The organism is Paenibacillus sp. FSL H8-0537 (assembly GCF_038051995.1).
GTDB lineage: Bacteria > Bacillota > Bacilli > Paenibacillales > Paenibacillaceae > Pristimantibacillus.
Window position 1 is genome coordinate 3,768,077 of sequence record NZ_CP150290.1, and the last position, 24,709, is coordinate 3,792,785.

Genomic DNA, 24,709 nt, shown 5'->3' on the forward strand with positions numbered 1-24,709 from the left:
ACCTTCCAGTCGCTCATTTACATCTATTTTAACGTCCTACCAAGGAAGTGTCAAGTCGTGTGAGGTTTAATTACAATTAATCCTTCAACAACGAGACGCTTCAATGCCGTCAAAATACCGTATTTCGCATGGGCAAACGTAAGCCCACCCTGCATGTAAGCGATATAAGGCTCGCGAATTGGCGCATCTGCAGATAACTCAAGGCTTCCGCCTTGAATAAACGTTCCTGCCGCCATTATGACAGGATGTTCATATCCTGGCATGTCCCATGGCTCTGGTGTAACATGGGAGTCAACTGCCGCTGCCTGCTGAATGCCCTGTACAAATGCAATCAGGTGCTCCGCGCTGCCAAATTTGACAGCTTGAATTAAATCCGTGCGCGGTGTATCCCAGTGAGGCTGCGTATCAAATCCAAGCTGAGTGAATAATGCCGAAGCTAGTACGCTGCCTTTAACTGCTTGTCCCACTAAGTGCGGGGCTAGAAACAGCCCTTGGTAAATCGAACGAAGCGTCCCCAGCATGGCACCTACCTCGCCACCAATGCCCGGAGCAGTCAAGCGGTAAGCCGCCGCCTCGACTGCCGCAGATGTACCGGCAATATAACCGCCAGTCGAGGCAAGACCGCCTCCAGGATTTTTAATCAATGAACCTGCCATTATATCAACGCCAACCTGGGTCGGCTCCAAAAGCTCGGTAAATTCACCATAGCAATTGTCCACAAACACCAGCACATCAGGCTTGATCTGCTTGACGCGGCTCGTTATTTCACCAATTTGCTGCACAGTAAAAGAAGCACGCCAGCTGTAGCCGCGAGAGCGCTGAATGCCGATTACTTTAGTTTGCGCTGTAATGGCTCCTTCAATTCCTGCCCAGTCAAGTCCGCCGTCTTCCAGCAGAGCCACCTCATTGTATTGGATGCCAAAATCCTGCAAGGAGCCCTTTCCATCGCCCGGCTTGCCAATGACTTTATGCAGCGTATCATATGGTGTGCCCGTCACATACAAAAGTTCGTCTCCAGGTCTTAATACCCCAAATAAGGCGCAGCTAATCGTATGTGTTCCCGACACAAAATGAGGGCGAACGAGCGCCGCCTCTGCACCGAAAATATCGGCATATACCAAATCAAGCACTTCACGCCCACGGTCATTATAGCCATAGCCAGTAGAGCCGCTAAAATGGTAATCGCTTACTCGATGCTTCTGGAAAGCCTGAATGACCTTCCATTGATTTCGTTCTGCAATGCGGTCAACCGCCTTCATTCGATCGCCTGCAAGCTCCTCTGCTTCCTCAGCAAGCTCCTCAAGCCGTTTCCATACCAAATCTTCTTCATTGCCATTCCGTCCATTGTCAACTCCGCTATTTCCGTTCATTGCTGCTGTAGTCTCTCCCTTTTGTCGATCGGCTCCAAAGCATCCTTAGACGATATAAGGATGCAGACGGTGCCCGTTCACTTCATAATCCTGTTTGCTCAACTGAATGGTCAGACGAAGCAGTTCTCCCTCTTCCCCATCCACTTCTTGCTCAATTACTTCTCCCGTACGATAAGCAAGCGCAATTAAATCGCCTCTGGCGGCTGGCAGCGCAAACACAACTGTATCCCCCATAAGCTTTTCCTGAATCGTATCGCAAAGCTGCTTCAAGTCGGCTTCCTTGTATGCGTTAATGATCAGAGAATCTCCACCAGAACGAAGCGTGTAGGCTTCCTCAGGCGAGCAAAGATCGATTTTATTATAGATCGTCAGCGTAGGTTTGCCTGCTGCCCCGAGATCGTTCAGAATGCGATCAACAACGGACATTTGCTCATCACGCATCGGCGAACTGCTGTCTACGACATGCAGCACTAAGTCCGCCTCGTTCACTTCCTCAAGCGTCGCGCGGAAAGCGGCAACGAGATCATGCGGGAGATTTTGAATAAAGCCAACCGTATCGGTCAAAATCACTTCTCGGCCGTTAGGCAGCTCAAGTGTGCGTGAAGTTGGGTCTAGCGTGGCGAACAGCTGATTCTCCACGTATACGTCGGCATCCGTCAGCTGACGGAGCAGCGTCGACTTACCCGCATTCGTATAGCCGACCAGCGCTACTTGAATGATGCCGGATTTCTTTCTGCGCTCGCGGTACAAATGCCGATGGCGAACAACTTCATCCAATTGAGCTTTAAGATCAGTGATGCGCCCCCGAATATGGCGCCGATCTGTCTCCAGCTTGGACTCGCCGGGACCGCGCGTACCGATGCCGCCGCCAAGACGCGACAGGTTTTTGCCGTGTCCCGACAAGCGCGGCAGCAAGTAACTGAGCTGAGCCAGCTCAACTTGTATGTTCCCCTCGCGCGTTCCTGCACGCTGGGCGAAAATATCCAAAATAAGCTGCGTGCGGTCTACAATTTTCACATCCAGCATCTCTTCGAGATTACGTACCTGCGCCCCAGAAAGCTCTTGATCAAAAATAGCGGTTGTCGCACCCATTTCGTCGGCAACCAGACGTAGCTCCTCTGCCTTGCCTTTGCCGATAAACCATTTTGTATCGGGCTTTTCACGGTTTTGCGTTAAGGTTGTGAGCACTTCAACGCCTGCCGTTTCGGCAAGCTTAACCAGTTCCTCAAGCGAATGCTCCGGATCGCTGGAGCCGCGTTTAATTTGTTGTGTGACCAAAGTGACCAATATAGCGCGATCCTGAATATCAGTCTGTGTATCGTGCGTCTTTTCTCGCATATGTTTACCCTCTCAATCGTTCTTTGTTTCTCCCATCAAGCTTTCGGCTCCCATTTGAAGTCCTCTGGCCTGATGGTCATCAGATCCTGCTTTGGCGGTACACCGCTTGCATAATGATTTAGCAGCCGCACCGCCTGATGGCGAATCGCCTTTTCCAATATGTTTCTAACGTATCTTGCATTGCTGAAGGAAAAAATGTCATTTTGCTTCTCCGTCATTAAATGCTGCCTTAACTTAAATATGGACTGCTGAGCCAAATGATAATCACGATCCTTGGACATCAGCTCAGAAATTTGGATTAATTGGTCCACCGAATAGTCAGGAAAATCAATCTGAATCGGGAACCGCGAAGGCAATCCAGGATTCGTCAGTAAAAAATGATCAATCTCGGCCGGATAGCCGGCTAGAATCAACACAAAATCATTGCGCCGATCCTCCATGCACTTCACAAGCGTATCAATCGCTTCCTTGCCGAAATCTTTTTCTCCACCTCTGGCAAGGCTGTAAGCCTCATCGACAAACAGTACGCCGCCCATGGCCTTGCGAACCAAATCACGCGTTTTCTGCGCCGTGTGGCCAATGTATTCGCCTACAAGGTCTGCACGCTCCACCTCAATCAGATGGCCCTTCGACAGCACACCCATTTTCTGAAACAGCTTGGCGACGATGCGGGCAATCGTCGTTTTTCCAGTGCCGGGATTGCCTTTGAAAATCATATGGTACACATGCGAGCCGCCAAAAAGGCCTGCTTCCGTCCTCATGCGGCTTATATAGAGAAGTGCATAAATTTCATAAATCAGCGTTTTCACATTTTCCATCCCGACCATTGGCTCAAGCTCTTTCTGAATTTCAGCAAAATGGTCGCTCGCAGGCAAAGGCTTCACCGCTGACAGAGACTCGCTTTCAATCAGGGGCGCAGAAGCTGCAACTGCATACGTCTCATGGCTTCTGAGAATAACGTTAATTTGCCTTGAAGGCCTGGGTCCGCTATTAGTGCCCGATTTGACATGTCCGCTCATCTGACGCATCACCTATCCTTCGCACTTGTCATTAGGAATGAGCGCAAATACATAGCGCTGCATTCAAGCAGAAGCCGCTCCCTAGCAGCAGCCTCGCTGCTTGGGCATTGTTCCGCTTTACAAGTGTATTCAGGCATAAACGGTCCTATTAACAGATTTTATAACTATAGCTGTCATATGGTCAGCCTAGCCAGAGCATCAGGGCATCAAACTTCCATTTCGTGTATGCCAAAACCTCACGCCCCTCAGCATTCCACGGCTTCAACACCTGTGAAGGCGTACCAGCAGCCTCAACCGATGTGTAGTTCAAAAATTTCGCAATTTCAAATGCTCTAGGCGCATGAAATTGATGGGTAATAATTAAAGCGCTCGCAAAACCTTCGCGCTCCATAATGGTTTTGCTAAACAGCAGATTCTCATATGTGCTTGTCGATTGATCCTCCAGCAGCACCTTGTCCTCTGGAATGCCTTTATCAACCAAATACGTCTTCATTCCCGCCGCCTCTGTGACAACTGCGCCTCCTGCATCAAGACCGCCGCTCATAATGAGCTTGTCCACCTTGCCCTGCTCATACAGCTTATAAGCAAAGTTTAGACGCTCTTTAAGTGCTGGACTTGGCACATTGTCCCAAAGTGCGGCACCGAGCACAATACCGACCTCTGCTTTCTTGCTCTCTTTAGCAGCATCATAGCTGTTAATGACCCATAACACATAACCACACCAGAAAACCCCAGCAACCGTACACCATGCCAGCATACGAAACAGGAGCAGCCCCGGACGCTTATTCGTCCGCCGCTTGCGCCGGCTGCTCCCTGTCCTTAGCATTTGCTTCATGACTCGCTTAACTCCCCTGTCTTCTCCGCCAAGCTTTTGCGATGCTTCAAGCTTAGCGTAAAATAACGGAAACGCCCATTGCGGATATTGGAAAGCAGTCTGCCGGCTGTCTTGCGTGCCATAGCAGCCTCCTTACCAGTAACATCGCCCTGACGCAGCGCATCCTCAAGCTCATCCTCATCGAGCAGAAACACTTCTCCGCTTGGCAGCACAACTACATCAAGGAACAGATCATCGAACCAGGGAACCTGTTGATCCGTCAGTCCCTGAGTCTTGCAAATGTCAATGTACCACTGTACAACACGGCCCTTGTCATCAAACATCGTCGTCACGACAAAATGCTCGCCACGAGGAAAATGCTGCATCCACAAATAGCCACGATCGGCCAGACACAGCCGACGTCCGTTGTACTCTTTCCAAAGCGGCTCACGCAATTCGTGAATGCGGTAAAAGGTTACCAAGCCTCGGAACTCATCATTGTCCAGCGTGATGCAAGAGTAGCTCTTGCGCAAAATGCGACGCCAGTTCGCACGGTCAGAAAATTTTCGTTTCATACGGAACGTACCTTTCCGTTGAGATAAGCCCTGAAGCAACGGCTTTCGAGGTAAAGGATAGCTTTGTAAAAAGCTTACCATAACCAGCCGCGCATCTCCACCCGACTTGAAAAATAAACCAAGCTCCACTTTCCCAAACTGCAAAATCGCCGCCCCGGTGACGGGACGGCGATAGCAGTGCTATTTTTCCTCGATGACTATGTTTTGAATAATGATATCTTCAAGCGGCTCATTATTGTCAACTGGTGTCTTGGCTATATCAGCCACCGTATCCATGCCGCTTATGACTTTGCCGAAAATCGAATAGTTCGGGTTCTGATTCAGATTCTCGGAGCCGGAGCCTGTGCAAATGAAAAATTGGCTGCCGCCTGTATTCGGCTTTCCAGCATTGGCCATTGCAACAATACCGGGCTCATATTTAATTTCCGTGTCCAGCTCGTCGGGAATCGAATAGCCAGGTGTCCCAACGCCGTTGCCTTGCGGATCACCGCCCTGAATCATAAATGATTCAATAATGCGATGAAACGTCAAACCGTCATAGAAGCCATGGCGCGCCAGAAAAACAAAGTTATTTACCGTTATAGGCGCTTCATTAGCGTACAGCTTCACAGTAAAATTCCCTTTATTCGTTGTAAATACGGCGGTATACGATTTATTGAGATCCAGCTCCATCTCCGGCATGCGCTCCCAGCGCATCACCTTTTCGGCATTGCCGGATTCCGCCGCAGCTCCTTGACTGGTCAAGCTCCCTTTCGCTCCACAGCCGGCAAGCAATGTCATTATGAGGAGTGCCATTAGAAAAGCACTGCATACCGTCCACTGTTTCCTGCTCATTCTTGTAACCAGCTCCTTACGTATTGCCGCTTGCTACCCGGCTTCGTTAGTCGTTCCATCCCCTTGGGCGGGATCCGGCGTCGCGTTCGCCGGATTGTCCTCGCCACCTGCGTTGCCGCCATTTTGCCAGCCTTCCTCTACTGGAGGGCTAGCAGGGTTATCCGTTGGCTCGGGACTAACTGTCCCTGGGTCAATGGATTCAACCGGAGGCGTCTCCGTGCCCGGCGTCGGGGTTGGCGTCATGCCGCTGTCAGGACTGAAGGATGGCAGTTCAATTTCACCTTCATCTGGATCAATGGAATCCATCGGGACGTCCGGAACATCAATAACCGTTTCGGGAATTTGTACGGTAATCGTCTCGGACTGCTTGCTAGTCAGGTTATTTTCCGCATCGATCGCTACGACATAATAGTCATACGTCATGCCTGGTGCTACTGACATATCATCAACCGTTGTACCAGCAGCATCAACAAACAAGCTGTAATCTGCTTGGTCCATCGCTTTGCGATAAACCTTATACGAAATGCTGCTGCTTGCTGCACCTTGCCATGACAAAGCAACTTTCATTTGCTCCGGCACAAACACCGCATTAAAATTCGTGACTGCACCTACCTCTTTAACCGGCTCTTTCACGCCCTGCGGCTTCTTAAAGCTGGACTTCGGCATGTCTGCCATCGCCTGCTTCATCACCTTGGAGAACATGGCTGCCGACTGGGCACTGCTCTTCTTGAGCACATGCTGCTCATCCGTTCGATCGTACCCCATCCATACAGCGGCAGTCCACTCTGGCGTGTAGCCTACAAACCAAGCATCACGGTTTGCGCTGGAGTTAAAGCCAGGAATACCGTGCTGAGTCGTACCCGTCTTGCCGGCAACTGGGCGATCTATTGCCGCACCTGTTCCCGTACCGCCAGATTGGACAACCGTCTGCAGCATCTCGGTCATATACCAAGCGGTATCAGTATTCATGACCTGGTCTGCTGACGGAGCTTTATACGTATAAACAGCCGTATTGCTGCTCGTCGTAATTTCTCTAATGGTATGTGAATCAACGGTTTGGCCGCTGTTGGCAAAAGTACTGTAAGCAGTCGCCATCTGCAGCGGTGTAACACCTTCCGTCAATCCGCCAAGCGCAATCGCAAGATTGCGATCCTGGTCGCTCAGTTTAAAACCAAGCTTTGTCGCAAATTTCACGCCATTGCTAACGCCAATTTCATTCAGCGTCCATACGGCAGGCAAGTTGCGGGAATGCTTAACCGCCTCCTGCATCGTAATCGGCGTTGCGCCTCTTGAATCTTTAGGGCAATAGTTGCCAAAGCAGGTTTTATCATTTTTCAAAACTGTCCACGGAAAATATTGACCGGTTTCTAGTGCCGGACCGTAAGAAGTAATCGGCTTGAATGCTGAGCCTGGCTGCCGCGGCAATTCCACGCGGTTCAAGCCTTTGCGTTCGTAATCACGTCCGCCTGCGATAGCCTGGATAGCCCCGTCCCGATGGTCAATAATGACCATTGCACCCTGAACCTTCTTATCGTCAACGCTTTCCTCGAAATTGGAATCGTCGGCAAATTCTTTTTCGACGACCATTTGCGCTTTTGGATTGAGCGTCGTATAGATCCGGTAACCGCCGATGCGCAGGTCCGTTTCGGTCATATCCGGCATCACTCTCAATGCTTCTTCTACTGCATAGTCAACAAACGCTTTGTAAGGCTCATCCTTGCTTTGTTCTACTGAAGGAGGAGTCACATAATCGACGGCCTTCGCCTCATCCATTTCGTCCTTCGTAATGTAGCCCTGATCATACATTAGCTGAAGTACAACTCCGCGGCGCACCTTGGAGCCTTCCGCATCATTTACAGGATTATAACGGCTTGGCGCCTTCGGCATTCCGGCAAGCGTAGCCATTTGCCAAAGCTTCAAGTCCTTCAGCTCGCTGTTGAAATAATATTTAGCAGCTCCCTTGACACCGTAAACTCCTTTACCAAAGTAAATCCGATTTAAATAAAGCGTCAATATTTCTTCCTTCGTCTTGTTGTTTTCCAAAGCTACGGCAATGGAAGCTTCCGTCGCTTTCCGGAACAACGTTTTATCCGAGGATAAAAACATATTTTTAGCTAGCTGCTGAGTAATCGTACTTCCGCCCTCAACCGCGCTGCGAGCGATAACGTCCTTGACGAGTGCCCGTCCAATCGCAAAAAAGTCGATGCCGGCATGCTCGTAAAAACGCTGATCCTCCGTCGCCACAACTGCATTCATCATTTCCTTCGGAATTTCATCGTATTCGGCAATTTCACGATTTTCTTCTGCTGTAGACAATCGCGAAATTTCATCTCCATTCGCATCATAAACAATGGATGCTTCGCCCATGACCATCATATCGGCTCTTTCCTTAAGCATCCGCTCTCCATTCAAAATAATAAGCGAATACCCGATGATACCGCACACAATAGCAATAACTACAGTGAAAAACAACAGGAAAAACCACGTTTTCCCCGACATTCTTCTTTTCTTCTTAGGCTTCGTTTTCTTCTCAGGTTGTGTTCTTTGCCTGCGATCAGCCATAGTGACTCCCCTCCTGCGCTTCTTCCTAGAAGCTGTCTGTCTTCTTATTTATACCCCCGGAATGAAAAGGACAACCCCTGTTAAAGCGGGCTGCCCTTTCCTTCCGCTATCTAGTTAAACGCAGATCGCTATTAGAAAGTTTCACTAATGGCGTGCGCCTTACGAGTCAGAGCTGCTGTTGTCCTGCATGAGAGATACATTTCGCTGCGGAGTAAACGTCGAAATGGCATGCTTGTACACCATTTGTTGACGGCCTTCGCTATCAATAATAATGGTGAAGTTGTCAAACGCTTTAATAACGCCCCGGATTTGGAACCCGTTCATCAGGAAAACTGTAACAGGAATGTTATCTTTACGCAATTGGTTCAAGAACGTATCTTGAATGTTGATGGATTTGTTCATTGGACGTTACCTCCGTCTACTAATGATTGATTAGAAGTATATTCAAGATGGACTTGAAACTTTCCTGCTATTATACCATGAATCCGATGTAAATTGTTGTGAAAATTTTCCCCCATATCGATCCATTCGATATCTTTCATGTGACGAAACCATGACAATTGGCGCTTGGCAAAGCGTCTCGTGTCCCGTTTAAGCAAAGTTACCGCAGCCTCAAGCGTACATTCTCCCCGTAAAAATGACGCTATTTCCTTATAGCCGAGTCCCTGCATAGCTACTGCATGAGGCGGAACGCCGCGCGAAAGCAGCGCCTTCACTTCCTCGACCAGCCCCTGCTCCAGCATCTGGTCAATCCTCAGCTCAATCCGGCGGTAAAGCTCCGCCCGATCCATCGTCAGCCCGACGATACACAATTCGTACGGGGATTCTTTTTTCTGACCCTCGAGCTGCTCAGATTGCTTGATGCCTGTTAAATGAAACACTTCAAGCGCACGTATAACGCGCCTTTGGTCATTTGGATGCAGGCGCTCCGCGGACTTCGGATCAACGAGCGCGAGTCTCCCATGCAGCGCCTCGGCGCCGTGCGCTAAAGCGAACTGCTCCTGCTCCTGGCGAAAGGCCTCATCAGAGCCGCTCTCTGAAAATTCAAAGCCATAGCACACAGCTTCCACATAGAGGCCCGTGCCGCCAACGATGAAGGGCAGCTTCCCTCTAGCAGCAATCTCTTCAATACTGCTTCCGCAGCCCGCCTGAAAGTCTGCCACCGAATACGGGTCATCCGGATCACGAATATCAATTAAATGATGCGGGATGCCCTCGCGCTCTTCCAGAGGAAGCTTGGCTGTTCCGATGTCCATGCCGCGATAAACCTGCATCGAATCGCCCGAGATGATTTCCGCCTGCCAAGCTTTGGCCAACTCCAGGCTTAAATTGGTTTTGCCTACTGCCGTAGGGCCAATTAATACGAGCAAAGGCTGCTTTTTGCCCAGCGCGGTTACCCGCTTATTCTCTTGTTCTGGCAACCTCTATCACTCCATAAGCAATTTTTGAAGAATGTAAATGCCGCCGCTCAAAGCCGAGTCTTGCAAACTCCTCGCTATGGCGATGCTCCTTAAGCACGACGGTTTTGCGCGCCACTCGCAGCGCTTCGGCCACTGCCTCGGCAGACAAGGCGCTGTCATTGACCAATTGGCGCAGCGGTTGAATCGAGCTCGACTCATGAATCGGCTGCCGGAACATCGGGTCAAAATATACAACGTCGACGCTTTGATCTGGCAGCTGCCGCAAATAGTCCAGATGGTTCATGCTGAGCATGCGAATTCTGCGCATCGCCGCATCCACATCAGCAAGCCCCGATTCATAGACGGCAAGCCCTTCACGCACCAAGGCGCATAGCACCTGCTCGCTTTCAATAGCGGTAACTTGTCCGGATGTGCCCGCCGCATAAGCGAACACGAGAGAATCAGAGGCAAGTCCAGCTGTACAATCTACAACTGTATCGCCTTCCTCGCAGCGGGAGAGCATGATGAGCGGATCTGTTTCTCCCCTTCGAAGCCGCTTGACTCTTACAAAAGCCATGCTGGGGTGAAAAAATAACGGCGTATCCGTCTGTCCTTCATAATACCTGACTTCGCGATCCGTCACAACAAACAGGCGAATCTCGGCCATCTCGGCGCCGATTTGCCGCAGCGTCATTCTGCCCCTCGCCTGATAAGGAACGGAGAGTTCACCTGCAATTCTTCTCGCCTTGGCTACCGTCGCCTCAGACGGACGATCGGCGGTCGTTACGATCATGACATCACCCGCTTAAACATTTTTTCAAGCTGATAGGTGGACATATGCACGACTATCGGGCGTCCATGCGGACAGGTATACGGTTGATGGCACGCTCCAAGCCTTAAGAGCAGCGCTTCGCCCTCTTCCCGTGTAAGCCTGTCATTGGCTTTAATCGATGCTTTGCAAGAACACATAATAGCAGCCTTCTCGCGCAGCTTGGCAATATTTATCGATTTGCGCTCGGAGAGCAGCAGATCCGCCATTTCTTCAATAATGTCCTTCTCCTCGCCATCCGGCAGCCACTGCGGATAGGCTCGAACAAGAAACGTTTGGGAGCCAAATGGCTCAAGCTCGACGCCCGCTTCATTAAATAACGGCAGCATGCCGCGCAACTGCTCTGCCTCACCCGGCGTAAACTCCAGCGTAAGCGGCACTAGCAGCTGCTGGCTTGCAGCCTCGGGCATGCCAAACTTGGCATAATAATATTCATAATTGATTCGCTCATGCGCCGCATGCTGGTCAATTAAATACAGTCCTTCCTCCGACTGTGCCACTATATACGTGCCATGCAGCTGGCCAATCCAATGCAGCTCGGGAAAACCCGCTTCATTCGCTGCTGAAGGCTGCTCTGGAGCAGCTGGCGCTTGGCTGCCTTGTCCAAGATTCATGTCGGGCAAGGAGGCCGGATTAACAATGGCAGCAGCTTCACTGCTTAAATCGGCAGTTGCTGCCCCTATGCCTTCCAATCCGTTGCCGGGCTCGTTTCCGTCTGCCACAGTCTGCGAGCTAGCCATGCTAGCCGCGTCTTGACGAATCCAGGAAGGCTCGGCTGGAAGCGGAGCGTCTTGGCTTTGCGACGGCGAACGATTCGCCGCAACACGTCCATGGGGCTGCTTTGCCTCAGAGGCAATGTTCTCCCATGCTGCGCCTGCTTCGCGCGCCATACCATTTCCAGTCTGGGCAGGCTTGTACAAACGTTCCGCCGCATCCTTCGGCACAAATTCTCTAGGAGCACCTTGTCCAAATGGGGAATAAGGTGCTTGCGCAATCGTCTTGTCCCCTTTGCTGCCTCCCGCTGGTGAAGACGGTGCTTTGGGCTCCGGACGATGAAAGGACATGGCTCCCTGAACGAATACCGGACCGGACCTTTTCTGGTTATGTATAGAATCCGGGCCTGGAATGTGACGCTCCTTGCCAAGTGCAGTCTGTATAGCCGACTCAACGAGCGTCCGCAGCTCTGCTTCCTTGCTGAAGCGAACCTCCATTTTGGAGGGATGTACGTTTACATCAAGCAGGCTCGGATGCATGCCAATTTCAATAATCGCAAGCGGAAAACGATTAATCGGCAGCAGCGTATGATATGCCTGAAGCATCGCCTGATTAACCGCATGGCTGCGAATATACCGCCCATTCACAATGACGGTTATGCCATTGCGATTCGACCGTGTCAGCTCAGGCTTGGAAATATAGCCTAACAGCTCATAATCCGGGCTTTCGCCTTGTATTGCCATCATTGCCTTGGCCGTATTCGAGCCGTAAATAGCAGCGATTACTTGCAGACGGTCGCCTGTACCAAGCGTTCGCAGCAGCGTATTGCCATTGTGCTTAAGTGTAAAAGCGATGCCGGGATGCGCAAGCGCAATACGGTAAATATAATCTGAAATATGTCCAAGCTCGGTTTGCACCGCCTTCATATATTTCAACCGGGCAGGCGTATTGTAAAACAAGTCGCGCACCGTCATATCCGTACCTTGCGGAGTAGCAGCCGGAATGCTGGCCGTTATCGTTCCGCCTTCGATGGACAGCTTATGGCCTAAGCCGGTCTGTCCGGTAGAAGACAAGCATTCCAGCCGAGAAACGGCCGCGATACTTGGCAGCGCCTCGCCGCGAAAGCCTAGGCTTGCGATGCGGAACAAGTCGCTGCTCGTGGCAATTTTGCTTGTGGCATGGCGCTGGAATGCCGTTTCAATTTCTTCGGCAGGAATGCCGGAGCCATTGTCAATAACACGAATAAGGTTTAAGCCGCCCTCTTCCACTGTGATGTCGATTGTGGAGCTGCCGGCATCGACAGCATTTTCGACCAGCTCCTTAATAACCGAAGCAGGCCTTTCTACCACTTCGCCTGCGGCAATCTGATTCGCGAGCTGCTCGTCCAGCACGAGAATTTTACCCATTTGTATGCTCCTCCTTCCCACGCGGACTTGCCGCTTCTAGTCGTTCATTTTGCGTTTCATATCACCCAGCCACTGCATCGCCTGCATCGGCGTCATATTATATAGGTCGAGCTTGCGCAGCTGATCAGCAAGCTGCTCGGATTTGGCATTTCCTTTACGGCGGCCCGAATCAGCCTGCGCGGCAGCTGGCTCATCCCAAATGGACAGCTGGATGGCCGCAGCAGTTTCACGTACGCCAGCATTCGATGCTTGGGTGGCCGAATGATCTGTTTCAGAGGAATTGCTGTTATAGGCATGTTCAGTAGCATTGGATAAAGCAGCACCAGACTGTATAGCTTCATACAATTGTTCCTTCTCTGATTCAACATAAGGAGCTTGCTGATCAGCCGTTTGACTCTCTGTTCCAGCAACAGCACCTGTGCTCACCTTGCTGCTCACATTCGTTTCAACCACTGCTTCCGAAACTTCCAATAGCTCATAGGAGCGGGAAATAATGGACTCTGGCAAGCCTGCCAGCTTCGCGCAATAAATGCCGTAGCTCGTTCCAGCTGCGCCAGGTATCAGCTTACGCAAAAAGGTAACATGATCGCCGCTTTCCTGTACCGCCATACAAGCATTGGTCAGCAGCGGCAAGGAATCCTCCAAATGCGACAGCTCATGAAAATGGGTCGATACGAGCGCTTTACAGCGAATTTGATGATGCACATATTCAATAACCGCTTGGGCAATGGCCATGCCTTCGCCCGTAGATGTGCCGCGTCCCAGCTCGTCAATAATGACAAGGCTGCTTTCCGTCGCCTTCTCGGTCATAATTTGAATATCCTTCATCTCGACCATGAACGTACTTTGTCCGCCAATCAGGTCGTCCGCCGCGCCAATCCGCGTGAAAATCCGGTCAGTCAGTGGAATTTGTGCCGATTTTGCCGGAACAAAGCAGCCGATTTGCGCCATAATGCCAATCAATGCGACTTGGCGCATGTAGGTGCTTTTGCCTGCCATATTCGGCCCCGTAATAAGCAGCATCGTGTTACTTTCTTTATGAAGCTGCGTCGCATTTGCGATGAACGCTGCACCATTTTCCATAACGGCCTCAACAACAGGATGCCTGCCTTCTTCGATAACCATATCGAACGAATCGGTAATCGATGGGCGGGTAAATCTGCGCTCTGCGCTGACCGTCGCAAATGCCTGATACACGTCAAGCTCTGCTATGACCTCGGCAAGGAGCTGCAGACGGTGAAGCTGCCCTGCTAAATGCTCGCGCAGCTCTAGAAACCGCTCATATTCGAGATCGACCATTTTCTCCTCAGCCTCAAGAATAAGACGCTCCTTCTCCTTCAGCTCAGGCGTTACGAATCGCTCAGCATTGGAAAGCGTCTGTTTTCTTTCATAGCGGCCTTCCGGCAGCATCGCGAGATTGGCTTTGGAAACTTCGAGATAATAACCGAATATTTTATTGTAGCCGATTTTGAGCGAGCGAATGCCGGTTGCTTCGCGTTCCGCACGCTCCAGCTCAGCGAGCCATTTTTTACCATTAGTGCTAGCTTCCTTAAGCTGATCCAAATAATCATCGTAGCCAGCACGAATAAGTCCGCCTTCGCGAATCGAGACTGGCGGCTCGTCAACGACGACCGTCGCAATCATATCTGCCAAATCGGTGCAATCATCCAGTCCGTCAACCAGCTGCTCCAGCCGCTGCGATCCCGAGTCTCTGCATAGCTGGACTAGCTGAGGAACGCGCTGAATGGACGTTTTGAGGGCATTCATGTCGCGTCCGTTGGCACTGCCAAACGCCACTCTGCCGACCAAACGCTCCAGATCATAAATATCGTGCAGCTCAGAGCGAATATCATCGCGCAAAATCAAATTCCGATACAACGTATCAACGGCCTCCAGCCTTGCTTCGATCGCGGTGCGCGAAAGCAGAGGCTTGTCGATCCAGCGGCGCATCAGCCTTGCGCCCATTGAGGTTTGGCTGCGGTCGAGCAGCCAGAGCAGCGAGCCTTTCTTCGAGCGGTCGCGCACGGTCTCAGTCAGCTCCAGGTTTCGGCGGGTATAATGATCTAGAATCATATATTGACCCGGCTCATAGCTGCGGATTGCGCGAACATGACCGAGTGAACGTTTTTGCGTATCATCCAAATAGCCAATCAGCAGGTTCACGGCGCGCAAGCATGCTTCATTCAGCTGTACAAGCTCCTGCTTGCCGAACTGGTCGAGCAGCTTTTGCTCCGGCACGAGCTCGCGCTTCGTCAGCAATATCGGGCGATTCAAAGCATTTGAAGCTTGAAGCTTGCCTAGCAATTCCTCATCACCAACAATTTCAGCGGGCTGATAGACGTTAATTTCATCAATCAGCGCTTCCATCTGGAGCGGGAACGAAGTAACGTACAGCTCTCCCGTGGATAAGTCGCAGGAGGAGATCGATACTTTCCCATTTAATAGGGCAACGGCTGAAATAAAATTATTCGTTTTATCGGAGAGTGCCTTCGACTCCATGACCGTTCCCGGTGTAATGACCTGAACAATTTCACGTCGTACGACGCCCTTGGCAGCAGCTGGGTCCTCGACCTGCTCGCAAATGGCAACCTTGTACCCTTTTTCAACGAGTCTTGCGATATAGTTTTGCGCAGAATGATAGGGTACGCCGCACATTGGAATTTTTTCAGTGCCGCCCCCTTCTCTTCCGGTTAGTGTAATTTCAAGCTCTCGCGAGGCCGCAATCGCATCTTCAAAAAACATTTCATAGAAATCGCCCAGACGAAAAAAAAGAAACGCATCCTTCGCTTCTTCTTTAATCGCTAGGTATTGCATAATCATCGGGGTATAGCTTGCCACTGTTGCCCCTCCTTTATTTTTGTAAGCGAACGCGGGCGTTCGCAATCTAGGTTTATCGTATCATCAGAGCCGTAAATTCCGCCAAATCTCCGAAATTCTAATCAAGCAACTTTCTACTATTATATCAAGCGTTGGCTTGCCGCGCCAACTTGTCTATTTTTCCGGGTGTGCATAAAGGGAGAACAGCCGGGGGAGTCTGCATAATAAAGGGAGAAGTAACGGGAGAAATAAAGCGGGAAGTAAAGCGGAGAAAAGAGGGAAATGGCCTGTTTGATTGGTATACAAGCCATTTTGAAAGCCCAGGGAAGCCCTATTGTTGAACACGTGTGGAAAATAGGGCGATCTGAAAAAAAAACGAATATCCCTCGTAGGCTTGGAGGATTTACTTGTTAAAAAAGAGCTCCCCGCTTTGCCGCTGCGATAACTGCTAGCGCGTAGGTTGGTTATAATGTCAGCTTCGTTGGCTTCCATTATAGAACTGAGATGAAGCATGCAATAGACATTAAATATTAATGACTAAAGACTAAAGATTAAGGATTAAGGATTAAGGATTAAGGACTAAAGACTAAAGACTAAAGACTAAAGACTAAAGACTAAAGACTAAAGACTAAAGACTAAAGACTAAAGACTAAAGACTAAAGACTAAAAACTAAAAACTAAAAACTAAAAACTAAAAACTAAAGACTAAAGATTAGAGATTAGAGAATAAGGACTACGGACTAAACATTAGGTCGTCTTTTTGTTAGACGACCTGTTAGAAGCAGGAGCTGGCATGGGGATGCGCCATTTGTGGCGGATGTCAGCCCGCTCATCCCAGATTATGCCGCGCCGCGCTGCATCGAGCAAAGGCTCGATGTCGGCTGCAAGCGCCGCATAGCTTGGCGTCGCCGCGAGAGCTGCGGCTAGCGGGTCTAGGCACCCGGCCAGCGCCGTGCGGTCGCCGGAGTAGAAGGCTTCGACATACCGCTCGTCAAGAGCCGGTATGTCTGTGAGGGCTCTAGTCTCGCGCGCGCATAGCAGCGCGAGCGCGAGCGCGGCTTTTGCCGCTGCTGGCGAGATGAGCCAGCTCGGCAGCGTGCGGTATTCGAAGCCGCCATGCGGCTGCTGGCGGTATTCGCCAAGGGCGCCGTAACGGGGGCGTCTGCCCCGGCCGGCCGGGTCTTCGACGAGAGCGAGCGGAAACGCCGCGTAGCTGTCGAGCAGCCGCAGCAATCGGCTGGATAGCGGCGTGCCGCTGAGATGAATGTGCCCGCCGAGCGGCAGCCCCGGCACGGGCATTGCTCCGGCGACCCAGCAGAGGCTGGGGTCGCTTATACGTTCGGCGGCACGCAGCAGCAGCCGCCGGAGATTCGCGGCCAGCGCGGCCGGGCTTTCGGCCGGCTCGGGCCGCAGCTCGGCGACGGGATAGACGATCCGTCGCCCAATAAGCATGGCATCGCTGCCCGCAGCCCCTTGGGCCCCATCGCCAAAGAAACGCGAAGCCGGCACAATTCGCCCATCCGGCCGCATCAGCGCAAACTCCGGGTCGGCGCCCAGCATCAGCTTGGGCGCCGTTCCCGGCAAAGGCGCTGCGGCCGCCTCATACCAGGCGGCCATTCGCGCCAAGCCCACTGCGCGCAGCTTCGCATCGCGCACAGCCCCCGCTGCGCGGACGGCGGCTCGCCCGCCTGCGCCCAGCACAACCTCGGCCTCGCCCATATCGAGGCCGAGTGCATACAAAGCGGCGACTGCGGCGCGGATGACCCGCCGCAGAGCCGCATCCCGCGGCCATGGCGCTGCCGCATGGCCGCCTGGCTCCGCCCTCAGCAGCGGCTGCCCCGCTGCGGGCCTGCCCCACCGATCGAGGCGCTGCAGCTCGATCGGCTCCAAATGCGCAATAGCGACCCTATATAATCGGTCGCTATCTCCCAGCTCCTGCCACCGAAGCAGGCCTGCCCGGCGCAGCCTTTGCTGCTGCTCGGCGGCAGACATCGCCGCAAAGCCGAGCTCGCCCTCATTCAGCAGCCAGATGCCGCTTGGCAAAGCAGGCAGCCCCTCCTTTTTCTCAAAAGCGCAGCTGCTCACGATAACCGCGTCGCCAGGCTTAACCTCATCAAGCAAGCTTGCTGTCGGAGGTGATCCAGCGGCAGCAGCCTCTTTACCTGCCTGCTCCAACCGCCCGGTACTGCTGTTCCACAACCACACTGCCGCCATCTCATTGCTCCTTTCTGCCATAACCTACTCACCCTTAACTTATGAGCACCATTTCCTGACCAAACCTCCCCCTTCTCCATTTCAGCCCCAGGGCATACGCCCGAATATGTTCAATATCAACAAAAAGAGGGCTTTCGCCCTCAAGTTTGCGGACATTGCCGCATATCATACCGTACAGAAGCCGAGGCACAGTGGCGTTAAGCTGACGTGTTGAGGATTTAAGCTTCCTTGCCGGGAAGATTCAATCCACGCTAGCCATACGGCCGTCAGGCTGCCAGATTAAAGCTCGTCGTCGAGCAAATCCGGATCAAGATCTTCGTAGTCTTCATCGTCGAGACCGTACTCGTATTCCTTGGCATCGAGGCCGTCCAAACCTCCAGGGATACAAGCAACCGTCACTTTCGTCTCGGCAACCAGCTCTACCGAAAATTCGCGTTCAACCCGAATGACAACGCCGGAGCCGCTCGATGAAACATTCGCTTCAATGCAATTCGGCTCCTGAAGCGCGTCGGCTGAAACTTCCACGGTTGTAGCGCGATGCTTCGGATCGACAAACGAAAGCGGAACATTTTCTACATAATGAACGGATTCCTTCGCAACCTCGGTTTGCGAGTTTTTGCTGTACGAGTACCAGATGTTAATGTCGTAAGTACCGATGACCTCAATTCCATCGCCCGAACGAACCGCTTCATATTGATGGTTGATAATCCATGCGCCCAAAATACTGGTCGGATGTTGAGGCGGCGTAACGGTATGGGTTACAGTGGAAAACTTACGACCTTTGCCGCAGACAGCTTTGGTGATAATTTCTCTGTACTGAAGCTGTTTATCTGCATTAGCCATTGATTTAACCTCCTCCATGCAATCATTCACTTAAAGTGTATGCAGGACGTGGGCGAATGTTGATAAAACGAATGCAGACAAAGAGAGATTGTTTTAAAAAACACCCACAAAACCCGCTGCAAAACGTAAATCCACGTTTCCCCAAGACCTTCGCTCCCCATTTCCCCGCCTTTAGTTGGCCGCTATATACGAGCAGCTTGCGGGAGGCTCGCCGCAAAATCCTTTTTTTCACCCTTGCAGCTCCCGCTCCTATTACGAAAGCGCCAGCTAAAATCGAACTATACTCATAGTTATGAAGCCACCCCGGCCATTATGCCAAAGCCTGTTTTTGTACCTCTTTTCAACCACGCACTAGCTAATTTGCTTACACAAAAATCACTGCGTACAATGTACTATTGCTCACGCCAGCCCGCCATCAGCTTGCGCTCCAGCGCAGAAACGGCTTTGTACATAACCGTGGCAACCGCCGCAATGACTAGCAGACTGGAAAGAACAAGCGTAAAGTTGAACACTTGGAAGCCATAAATAATAAGGTAGCCCAGCCCCAGCTTCGCAACGAGAAACTCGCCTACAATAACGCCGATCCATGCCAAACCCACATTCACTTTCAGTGTCGAAATAATAACCGGGAACGAGGCTGGCAAAATTACGCTGCGAAAAAGCTGTGACCGCCCCGCTCCGAACAGCCGGACAACTTTAATATAGCCTGCGTCCACCTCGCGAAACTGGTTATAAATGTTTAAAGTCGTAATAATAACCGTTACTGACAAAGTGACCGCTACAATGGAGAGAAAGCCAGGGCCAAGACAAACGATAAATATTGGCCCCAGCGCGACCTTCGGCATGCTGTTCAGCACGACCAAATAAGGGTCCGCAACCCGCGATACAAAAGGGAACCACCATAGCAGCGCAGCAAGCAGCGTGCCCAGTAGTGTGCCTAGCGCAAAGCCGACAATCGTTTCCGATACGGTAACTCCGATATGCGGCCAGATTGAGCCGTCCGACATCGTCCCCCACAATTGATGGAACATCTTCGTTGGATAGCTGAACAGCAGCGGATCAATCCACCGATTTCGTCCCGCGGCCTCCCATAGTCCAATAAATAGTACTAAAATAATTAACTGTGTAACCCCTACTAGCACAGTCGTCCTTTTTGCCCGCTTCATATAAGCTCGATGCAGCCAGTCTAGCCATTCTGCTCTGACCTCTTTCACATCAGAAGGAGATTGCTTCTGTCCCTGCCCTACTCGCTCTGGCTCTCTATCTGCATGTTCCCCGTCATCCTTCATTGCTTTCGCTCCCTTCCCAGAGGGTCTTCTCGGCAGCATCCAGCTCTGCCCATAATTGATCGAACAGCGGCTGAAACTCCGGCAGCTGTCGAGCTTTCATCGGCGATGCCTGCCGAATGGAATCCGGAATAGTCAGCTCGCAGCGGATTCTCCCTGGATTTGCTGCCAGTACAATGACGCGGTCACTCATCGCCACAGCTTCAGATAAATCATGCGTGACAAGCAGCGCTGTTTTTCCAAGCTTTCGCAGCGTTTCCTGTACCAAATCCTCCAGTTGAAGCTTGATGTGCAAATCCAGCGCCGAAAAAGGCTCATCCAGCAGCAATACTTCAGGCTCAGTTGCCAGCGTCCGCGCCAAGGCAACACGCTGCCTCATACCGCCCGACAGCTCATGCGGATAACGGGTTTCCGCTCCGGGCAAGCCGAGTTCTGCCAGCAAATCGGCTACGGTTTCAACCGCAGCATGCATCTTTTTCCCCGTTAGTTCCAGCCCTAGCGTCGCATTATCCAAAATCGTCCGCCATGGAAACAAATAATCCTGCTGGAGCATATAACCAACAAGGGTAGACGGCTTTACTACCTGCCGATTGTTCAGGAGCACTTCGCCGCGTGTCGGCAAAAATAAGCCAGCCAGCATGCTGAGCACCGTCGTTTTTCCGCAACCACTCGGGCCGACCAGACTGACGAACTCGCCGCGCTGAACGGTCAAGTTCATATCCTCCACAGCAAGCGAGGCGCCCTTCTCATTCACATATACATGAGTCACTTGCCGCAGCGTAAGCGCGGGGTCACTATTCGCCATCGTTTTTCCTCCTCGCAACCATCGTTACTTCACGGCTTCAATCGCAGCTTCCGCAAAGGCCGTGTTTACGATGGCATCATGCTCGGTTCGCGCCTTCAGTTCGCCGGCCGAGGTCATGACGTCCAGCAAATTATTCCATTCCTCCTGATCAATGATCGGGTCATCCGCAAAAGAGCCTTGCTGCTTATAACGATCGATTGAGCTTATCAAAATACCGCGATCTACATTTTCAAAATAAGGCATGACAACGTCCGCAATGGTTTCAGCATTATTTTCAGCCACCCATAATTGCGCCCGATGAATCGCATTGGTGAAAGATTGCAGCGCACCCTTGTTTTTGTTTGTAAAGCTTTGCTTCGCCATATAAACGGTATAAGGTAAATGACCGCTCTCCGCCCCGAAGGAAGCGACAACCTTGCCACGGCCCTCTTTCTCAAAAATAGACGCCGTCGGCTCAAAAAGCTGTACAAAATCGCCTGTTCCTGAAGCATAAGCTGCCGAAATATTGGCGAAATCGACATTTTGGATCAGCTCCAAATCCTTCTGCGGGTCAATTCCGAATTTTTTCAGCGTAAATTCTCCAGCCATCTGCGGCATGCCGCCCTTCCGCTGTCCAAGGAAAGTTTTTCCTTTCAACGACTGCCAATCAAAGCTAGGCTCAGGCTCGCGAGCGACGAGAAACGTACCATCGGTCTGCGTCAATTGGCCAAAATTGATGATCGGGTCATCCGCGCCCTGCTGATACACATAAATCGACGTCTCCGAGCCGACAAGCGCCACATCGATTACGCCTGACAGGAGCGCCGTCATCGTCTTGTCCCCGCCAGCCGTTGTCGTTAGTTCAATATTCAGCCCTTCCTCAGCAAAAAAACCCTTCTCCAGCGCTACATATTGTGGCGCATAAAAGAGGGAGCGCGTGACCTCGCCGACTTTTAGCGTTGTTTTCTCACTTTTCCCACCGCAGCCTGCCAGCACAGCGGTTGCAGCCAGCGTGACAACTAGCAGCAACGTTGTCCATCTTCTCCTCATCCTTTTTCTCCTCCCGCTATTTACAGCTTGCGTGTTGTACTCCAGCCTATGCGTGCGCACGCTCGGCGGTGATTGCCGCTAGCCGCTTTTTGGGCATGAAAAAGCCGTTATTCCACCTGATGCGGAATAACGGCTCTACTAGGGCATGTATGCAAACGCTAGCAAGCTAGATCTCGAAAGAAGCCAGCGTTCAAACGTCTTCCCTCTACTGCTGAGAATGGCATAACTCATAAATGTGAGCCTACTCACCAAAAAGCAGCTTCATGCTGCTCTTTTTGGAGCTTTGCTCCCTACACAAAGACACAAAGATAGACTTGGAGGACACAGCAGCCGCTATTTCAACCGAATCACTGGTTTTGGCACAGGCTGCGGACTCAGGAGACGCTAATGCGCTGTCCATCGTCATTTTGAGAGTATTATGAAGGGAATAGCGGATCTTCTGTCCGCTTAAGGCCCGAAATGGAAGTGAAATGCAGAATAACGGAAACTCAGTCCTTCAAAAAAGGAATAAGTTTCCAAAAATACATATTCTCAGCCACAGTGGTCTCTGTGACTGTGCTCTAAATAACAATCGTAGGCTGTGCTTCCTTAAGCCTTGAATGGTCAGAGGGTATTGGCCTCGAATACGTACTTAGCAAGGTGCAGCAGGAAGAGCTTCCGTTTGCATACACATCATTTGAAAACAATAAAATAAATTTGCATTTTATAGAAGTTAATAAACATTTCAATCCACACTCCCGCACGGGGAGCGACACTAATTTAGATTAGTGGCCGTCATTCATTCTCAGTTTCAATCCACGCTCCCGCACGGGGAGCGACGTTGATTTCCTCGTCGGCACCTTTACCGGAGACTGGTTTCAATCCACGCTCCCGCACGGGGAGCGACAGCACACCCAAACACTCCTTACCTAGCAAGGAAAAAAAGGCTCATTTTCGCGAACCTCATTTCCCTCTCTCTTATCCGTCCCATTATTTAACCCAAAATCCGCATTTCCCCTTATTGGGCGCGGAGTGCGAACGTCCCGGGGGTTTCATGGCAGCTTGGGGTTCGCGTGGGGAGTCGGTTCCTGCCACTGTCGCAGCTCCCTTCCCCCACTAACCAAACCTTCCTTGCAAGCTTTCCTTACAATCTTTCCTTACAACTTACAACCATTTCCTTATTACAGCTTATAAATCTCGCTATATTTCTTCTCCAAATATTTCACCAAATATTGCGGGTCCAGCGGCTTTCCGGTTACATTTTGGATCAACTCAGAAGGTGTTCTGAGCTTGCCATATTTATAAATGCGTTCGCTGAGCCATTCTTTAATCGGCAGCAGATCCCCTGTACTTACAAGCTCCCAGAAGTTCGGCAGCTCCCGCTCCAGCGTATCGGCGAATTGCGCCGCATACATGTTGCCCAGAGAATACGACGGGAAATAGCCGAATGCGCCACCTGACCAGTGCACATCCTGCAGAACGCCTTCTGCATTTGTCGGCGGCTCAATACCCAAATATTCCTTATATTTTTCATTCCAAATGGCTGGAAGATCTGCAGCCTTCGCACCTTCATTAAATATCATTTTCTCGATTTCATAGCGGATAATAATATGAAGATTGTACGTCAGCTCATCGGCTTCAATGCGAATAAGAGACGGCTGAACGACATTATTGCCCCGATAAAATTGATCCAGCGTCACATCCAGCTGACCCGGAAACTGCTGCTGCAAAGCGGCAAAATTATGCTGCCAGAACGGTTTGCTGCGGCCAATGACATTTTCCCAGAAACGCGATTGCGATTCATGAATGCCCATTGAAGTGCCCGTGCTCAGCGTCGTTCCATCCAGCTCAGCCATAATATTTTGCTCATACAGCGCATGTCCGCCCTCATGAATGGTGCCGAACAAGGCGCTCGTCACATCGTCTTCCAAATAACGAGTCGTAATTCGCACATCGCCTGTGTTGAGTCCCGTTGCAAACGGATGCGCGCTTTCATCAAGCCTGCCCGCTTCAAAATCATAGCCCATCTGCTTTAAAATCCGCAGGCTGAATGCTTTTTGAGCTTGCTTATCATAGTTTTGGCGCAGGAAGGACGTATCCGGCTGATGCTTGGACGCAGCAATTGCTGCTGCGAGTGGAACCAACTGCTCGCGCAAGCCGCCAAACACTTTATCCAGCTCCTTCACGGTCATGCCTGGCTCATATTGGTCAAGCAGCGTGTCATAACGGGTTTCTTTCGGTCCCCAGAGGTCGATAAACTGCTGCGTGTAGTCGATTACTTTTTCCAAATATGGCTGGAAGCCCTCGTAATCGTTCGCTGCCTTCGCTTCTTCCCACTTGGATTCAGCCTGAGAGCAAATAACGACATGCTCTTCATAAAGCTTTGGTGGAATTTTGACGCTGCGATCGTATTCTTCCCTTGTATCGGTTACAAGCTTGCGCTCTATTTCGCTTAGTCCACTGAATGTTTCTGGCTGTTCCAGCTCACTCAGCCATTCACCTAATTCAGGCGATGTGGAGAGCTTGAACATGTCGCCGGACAAAGATCCGATGACCTCTGAACGCATATCCATCCCTTTGCGCGGAGCGCCGGTGCGCAAATCCCAATAAAGTACGCCAAGTGCCTCGCCGTAAGCTTTCAATTTTTTCACCGTTTCTAGAAATGGAGCTAGCGCCTTCGAATTATGTACGGTCATTTCTCATCACCCTTTCCAAATAAATAAAAGATCAGCCTATTTCAACATGAAATGTGCAATTGCTGCCAAAGAATAACACCATTCCTTCATCTTTCATCTGATCTTAACTTGATCTTAACGATTACTGTACGTATAATCAACTTTAATCTAAACATCATTAAAGTGCGAATTGATATGGA

General features: G+C 51.1%; 18 protein-coding genes. All 18 read right to left on the bottom strand.

What is annotated here, in order from left to right:
* Positions 1-50: 50 nt before the first annotated feature.
* Positions 51-1,370: a methionine gamma-lyase family protein gene (locus MHB80_RS15785; protein WP_341277891.1), complete on the bottom strand. Its 1,320-nt coding sequence runs from the start codon at positions 1,368-1,370 to the stop codon at positions 51-53.
* Positions 1,371-1,415: 45 nt separating this feature from the next.
* Positions 1,416-2,708, bottom strand: a complete 1,293-nt coding sequence (gene hflX / locus MHB80_RS15790; RefSeq protein WP_341277892.1) for a GTPase HflX — start codon at positions 2,706-2,708, stop codon at positions 1,416-1,418.
* 35 nt (positions 2,709-2,743) lie between these two features.
* The gene (locus tag MHB80_RS15795; RefSeq protein ID WP_341277893.1) at positions 2,744-3,727 is read right to left on the bottom strand and encodes an AAA family ATPase; all 984 of its coding nucleotides are present in this window, start codon (positions 3,725-3,727) and stop codon (positions 2,744-2,746) included.
* Between the two features lie 181 nt (positions 3,728-3,908).
* Entirely contained in the window at positions 3,909-4,562 is a 654-nt protein-coding gene (locus MHB80_RS15800; RefSeq protein ID WP_341277894.1) for a YdcF family protein, read from the bottom strand.
* Positions 4,559-5,116, bottom strand: a complete 558-nt coding sequence (locus tag MHB80_RS15805) for a DUF402 domain-containing protein (protein WP_056028063.1) — start codon at positions 5,114-5,116, stop codon at positions 4,559-4,561. Before MHB80_RS15805 ends, MHB80_RS15800 begins: the two co-directional genes overlap by 4 nt.
* Positions 5,117-5,296: 180 nt before the next feature.
* Positions 5,297-5,950 (bottom strand): peptidylprolyl isomerase, encoded by a 654-nt coding sequence (locus MHB80_RS15810; RefSeq protein WP_341277895.1) that lies wholly within the window; start codon positions 5,948-5,950, stop codon positions 5,297-5,299.
* Positions 5,951-5,983: 33 nt separating this feature from the next.
* Positions 5,984-8,512 carry a PBP1A family penicillin-binding protein gene (locus MHB80_RS15815; protein ID WP_341277896.1) on the bottom strand — a complete coding sequence of 843 codons (2,529 nt, stop codon included), beginning with the start codon at positions 8,510-8,512 and terminating at the stop codon, positions 5,984-5,986.
* A 159-nt stretch (positions 8,513-8,671) separates the two neighbouring features.
* Positions 8,672-8,914, bottom strand: coding sequence for an RNA chaperone Hfq (gene hfq / locus MHB80_RS15820; RefSeq protein ID WP_056028072.1), 243 nt, complete (start codon positions 8,912-8,914; stop codon positions 8,672-8,674).
* Entirely contained in the window at positions 8,911-9,933 is a 1,023-nt protein-coding gene (gene miaA, locus MHB80_RS15825) for a tRNA (adenosine(37)-N6)-dimethylallyltransferase MiaA (protein ID WP_341277897.1), read from the bottom strand. Before miaA ends, hfq begins: the two co-directional genes overlap by 4 nt.
* Complete coding sequence (locus tag MHB80_RS15830) at positions 9,914-10,705, bottom strand: class I SAM-dependent methyltransferase (RefSeq protein ID WP_341277898.1); 792 nt, start codon at positions 10,703-10,705, stop codon at positions 9,914-9,916. Before MHB80_RS15830 ends, miaA begins: the two co-directional genes overlap by 20 nt.
* Entirely contained in the window at positions 10,702-12,861 is a 2,160-nt protein-coding gene (mutL, locus tag MHB80_RS15835; protein ID WP_341277899.1) for a DNA mismatch repair endonuclease MutL, read from the bottom strand. The genes MHB80_RS15830 and mutL overlap by 4 nt, the downstream gene beginning before the upstream one ends.
* 36 nt (positions 12,862-12,897) lie before the next feature.
* The gene (gene mutS, locus MHB80_RS15840; RefSeq protein WP_341277900.1) at positions 12,898-15,699 is read right to left on the bottom strand and encodes a DNA mismatch repair protein MutS; all 2,802 of its coding nucleotides are present in this window, start codon (positions 15,697-15,699) and stop codon (positions 12,898-12,900) included.
* 726 nt (positions 15,700-16,425) lie between these two features.
* Positions 16,426-17,892, bottom strand: coding sequence for a hypothetical protein (locus MHB80_RS15845; RefSeq protein ID WP_341277901.1), 1,467 nt, complete (start codon positions 17,890-17,892; stop codon positions 16,426-16,428).
* A gap of 279 nt (positions 17,893-18,171) precedes the next feature.
* Entirely contained in the window at positions 18,172-18,735 is a 564-nt protein-coding gene (locus tag MHB80_RS15850) for an outer spore coat protein CotE (protein WP_341277902.1), read from the bottom strand.
* Between the two features lie 392 nt (positions 18,736-19,127).
* A complete protein-coding gene (locus MHB80_RS15855; protein ID WP_341282994.1) occupies positions 19,128-19,901 on the bottom strand; it encodes an ABC transporter permease in 774 nt (257 codons plus the stop codon).
* 112 nt (positions 19,902-20,013) lie between these two features.
* Positions 20,014-20,826 (bottom strand): ABC transporter ATP-binding protein, encoded by an 813-nt coding sequence (locus tag MHB80_RS15860; protein WP_341277903.1) that lies wholly within the window; start codon positions 20,824-20,826, stop codon positions 20,014-20,016.
* Between the two features lie 24 nt (positions 20,827-20,850).
* Entirely contained in the window at positions 20,851-21,855 is a 1,005-nt protein-coding gene (locus tag MHB80_RS15865; protein ID WP_341277904.1) for an ABC transporter substrate-binding protein, read from the bottom strand.
* Between the two features lie 1,160 nt (positions 21,856-23,015).
* On the bottom strand, positions 23,016-24,530 hold the full coding sequence (locus tag MHB80_RS15870; protein WP_341277905.1) for a carboxypeptidase M32: 1,515 nt from the start codon (positions 24,528-24,530) through the stop codon (positions 23,016-23,018).
* Between the last annotated feature and the right edge of the window lie 179 nt (positions 24,531-24,709).

Bases quoted from the DNA above. Each gene is read 5' to 3' on its own strand.
- MHB80_RS15785 (WP_341277891.1), bottom strand. From the start codon at position 1,370: ATGAACGGAAATAGCGGAGTTGACAATGGACGGAATGGCAATGAAGAA.
- hflX (WP_341277892.1), bottom strand. From the start codon at position 2,708: ATGCGAGAAAAGACGCACGATACACAGACTGATATTCAGGATCGCGCT.
- MHB80_RS15795 (WP_341277893.1), bottom strand. From the start codon at position 3,727: ATGAGCGGACATGTCAAATCGGGCACTAATAGCGGACCCAGGCCTTCA.
- MHB80_RS15800 (WP_341277894.1), bottom strand. From the start codon at position 4,562: ATGAAGCAAATGCTAAGGACAGGGAGCAGCCGGCGCAAGCGGCGGACG.
- MHB80_RS15805 (WP_056028063.1), bottom strand. From the start codon at position 5,116: ATGAAACGAAAATTTTCTGACCGTGCGAACTGGCGTCGCATTTTGCGC.
- MHB80_RS15810 (WP_341277895.1), bottom strand. From the start codon at position 5,950: ATGAGCAGGAAACAGTGGACGGTATGCAGTGCTTTTCTAATGGCACTC.
- MHB80_RS15815 (WP_341277896.1), bottom strand. From the start codon at position 8,512: ATGGCTGATCGCAGGCAAAGAACACAACCTGAGAAGAAAACGAAGCCT.
- hfq (WP_056028072.1), bottom strand. From the start codon at position 8,914: ATGAACAAATCCATCAACATTCAAGATACGTTCTTGAACCAATTGCGT.
- MHB80_RS15830 (WP_341277898.1), bottom strand. From the start codon at position 10,705: ATGATCGTAACGACCGCCGATCGTCCGTCTGAGGCGACGGTAGCCAAG.
- mutL (WP_341277899.1), bottom strand. From the start codon at position 12,861: ATGGGTAAAATTCTCGTGCTGGACGAGCAGCTCGCGAATCAGATTGCC.
- MHB80_RS15845 (WP_341277901.1), bottom strand. From the start codon at position 17,892: ATGGCGGCAGTGTGGTTGTGGAACAGCAGTACCGGGCGGTTGGAGCAG.
- MHB80_RS15850 (WP_341277902.1), bottom strand. From the start codon at position 18,735: ATGGCTAATGCAGATAAACAGCTTCAGTACAGAGAAATTATCACCAAA.
- MHB80_RS15855 (WP_341282994.1), bottom strand. From the start codon at position 19,901: ATGAAGCGGGCAAAAAGGACGACTGTGCTAGTAGGGGTTACACAGTTA.
- MHB80_RS15860 (WP_341277903.1), bottom strand. From the start codon at position 20,826: ATGGCGAATAGTGACCCCGCGCTTACGCTGCGGCAAGTGACTCATGTA.
- MHB80_RS15865 (WP_341277904.1), bottom strand. From the start codon at position 21,855: ATGAGGAGAAGATGGACAACGTTGCTGCTAGTTGTCACGCTGGCTGCA.
- MHB80_RS15870 (WP_341277905.1), bottom strand. From the start codon at position 24,530: ATGACCGTACATAATTCGAAGGCGCTAGCTCCATTTCTAGAAACGGTG.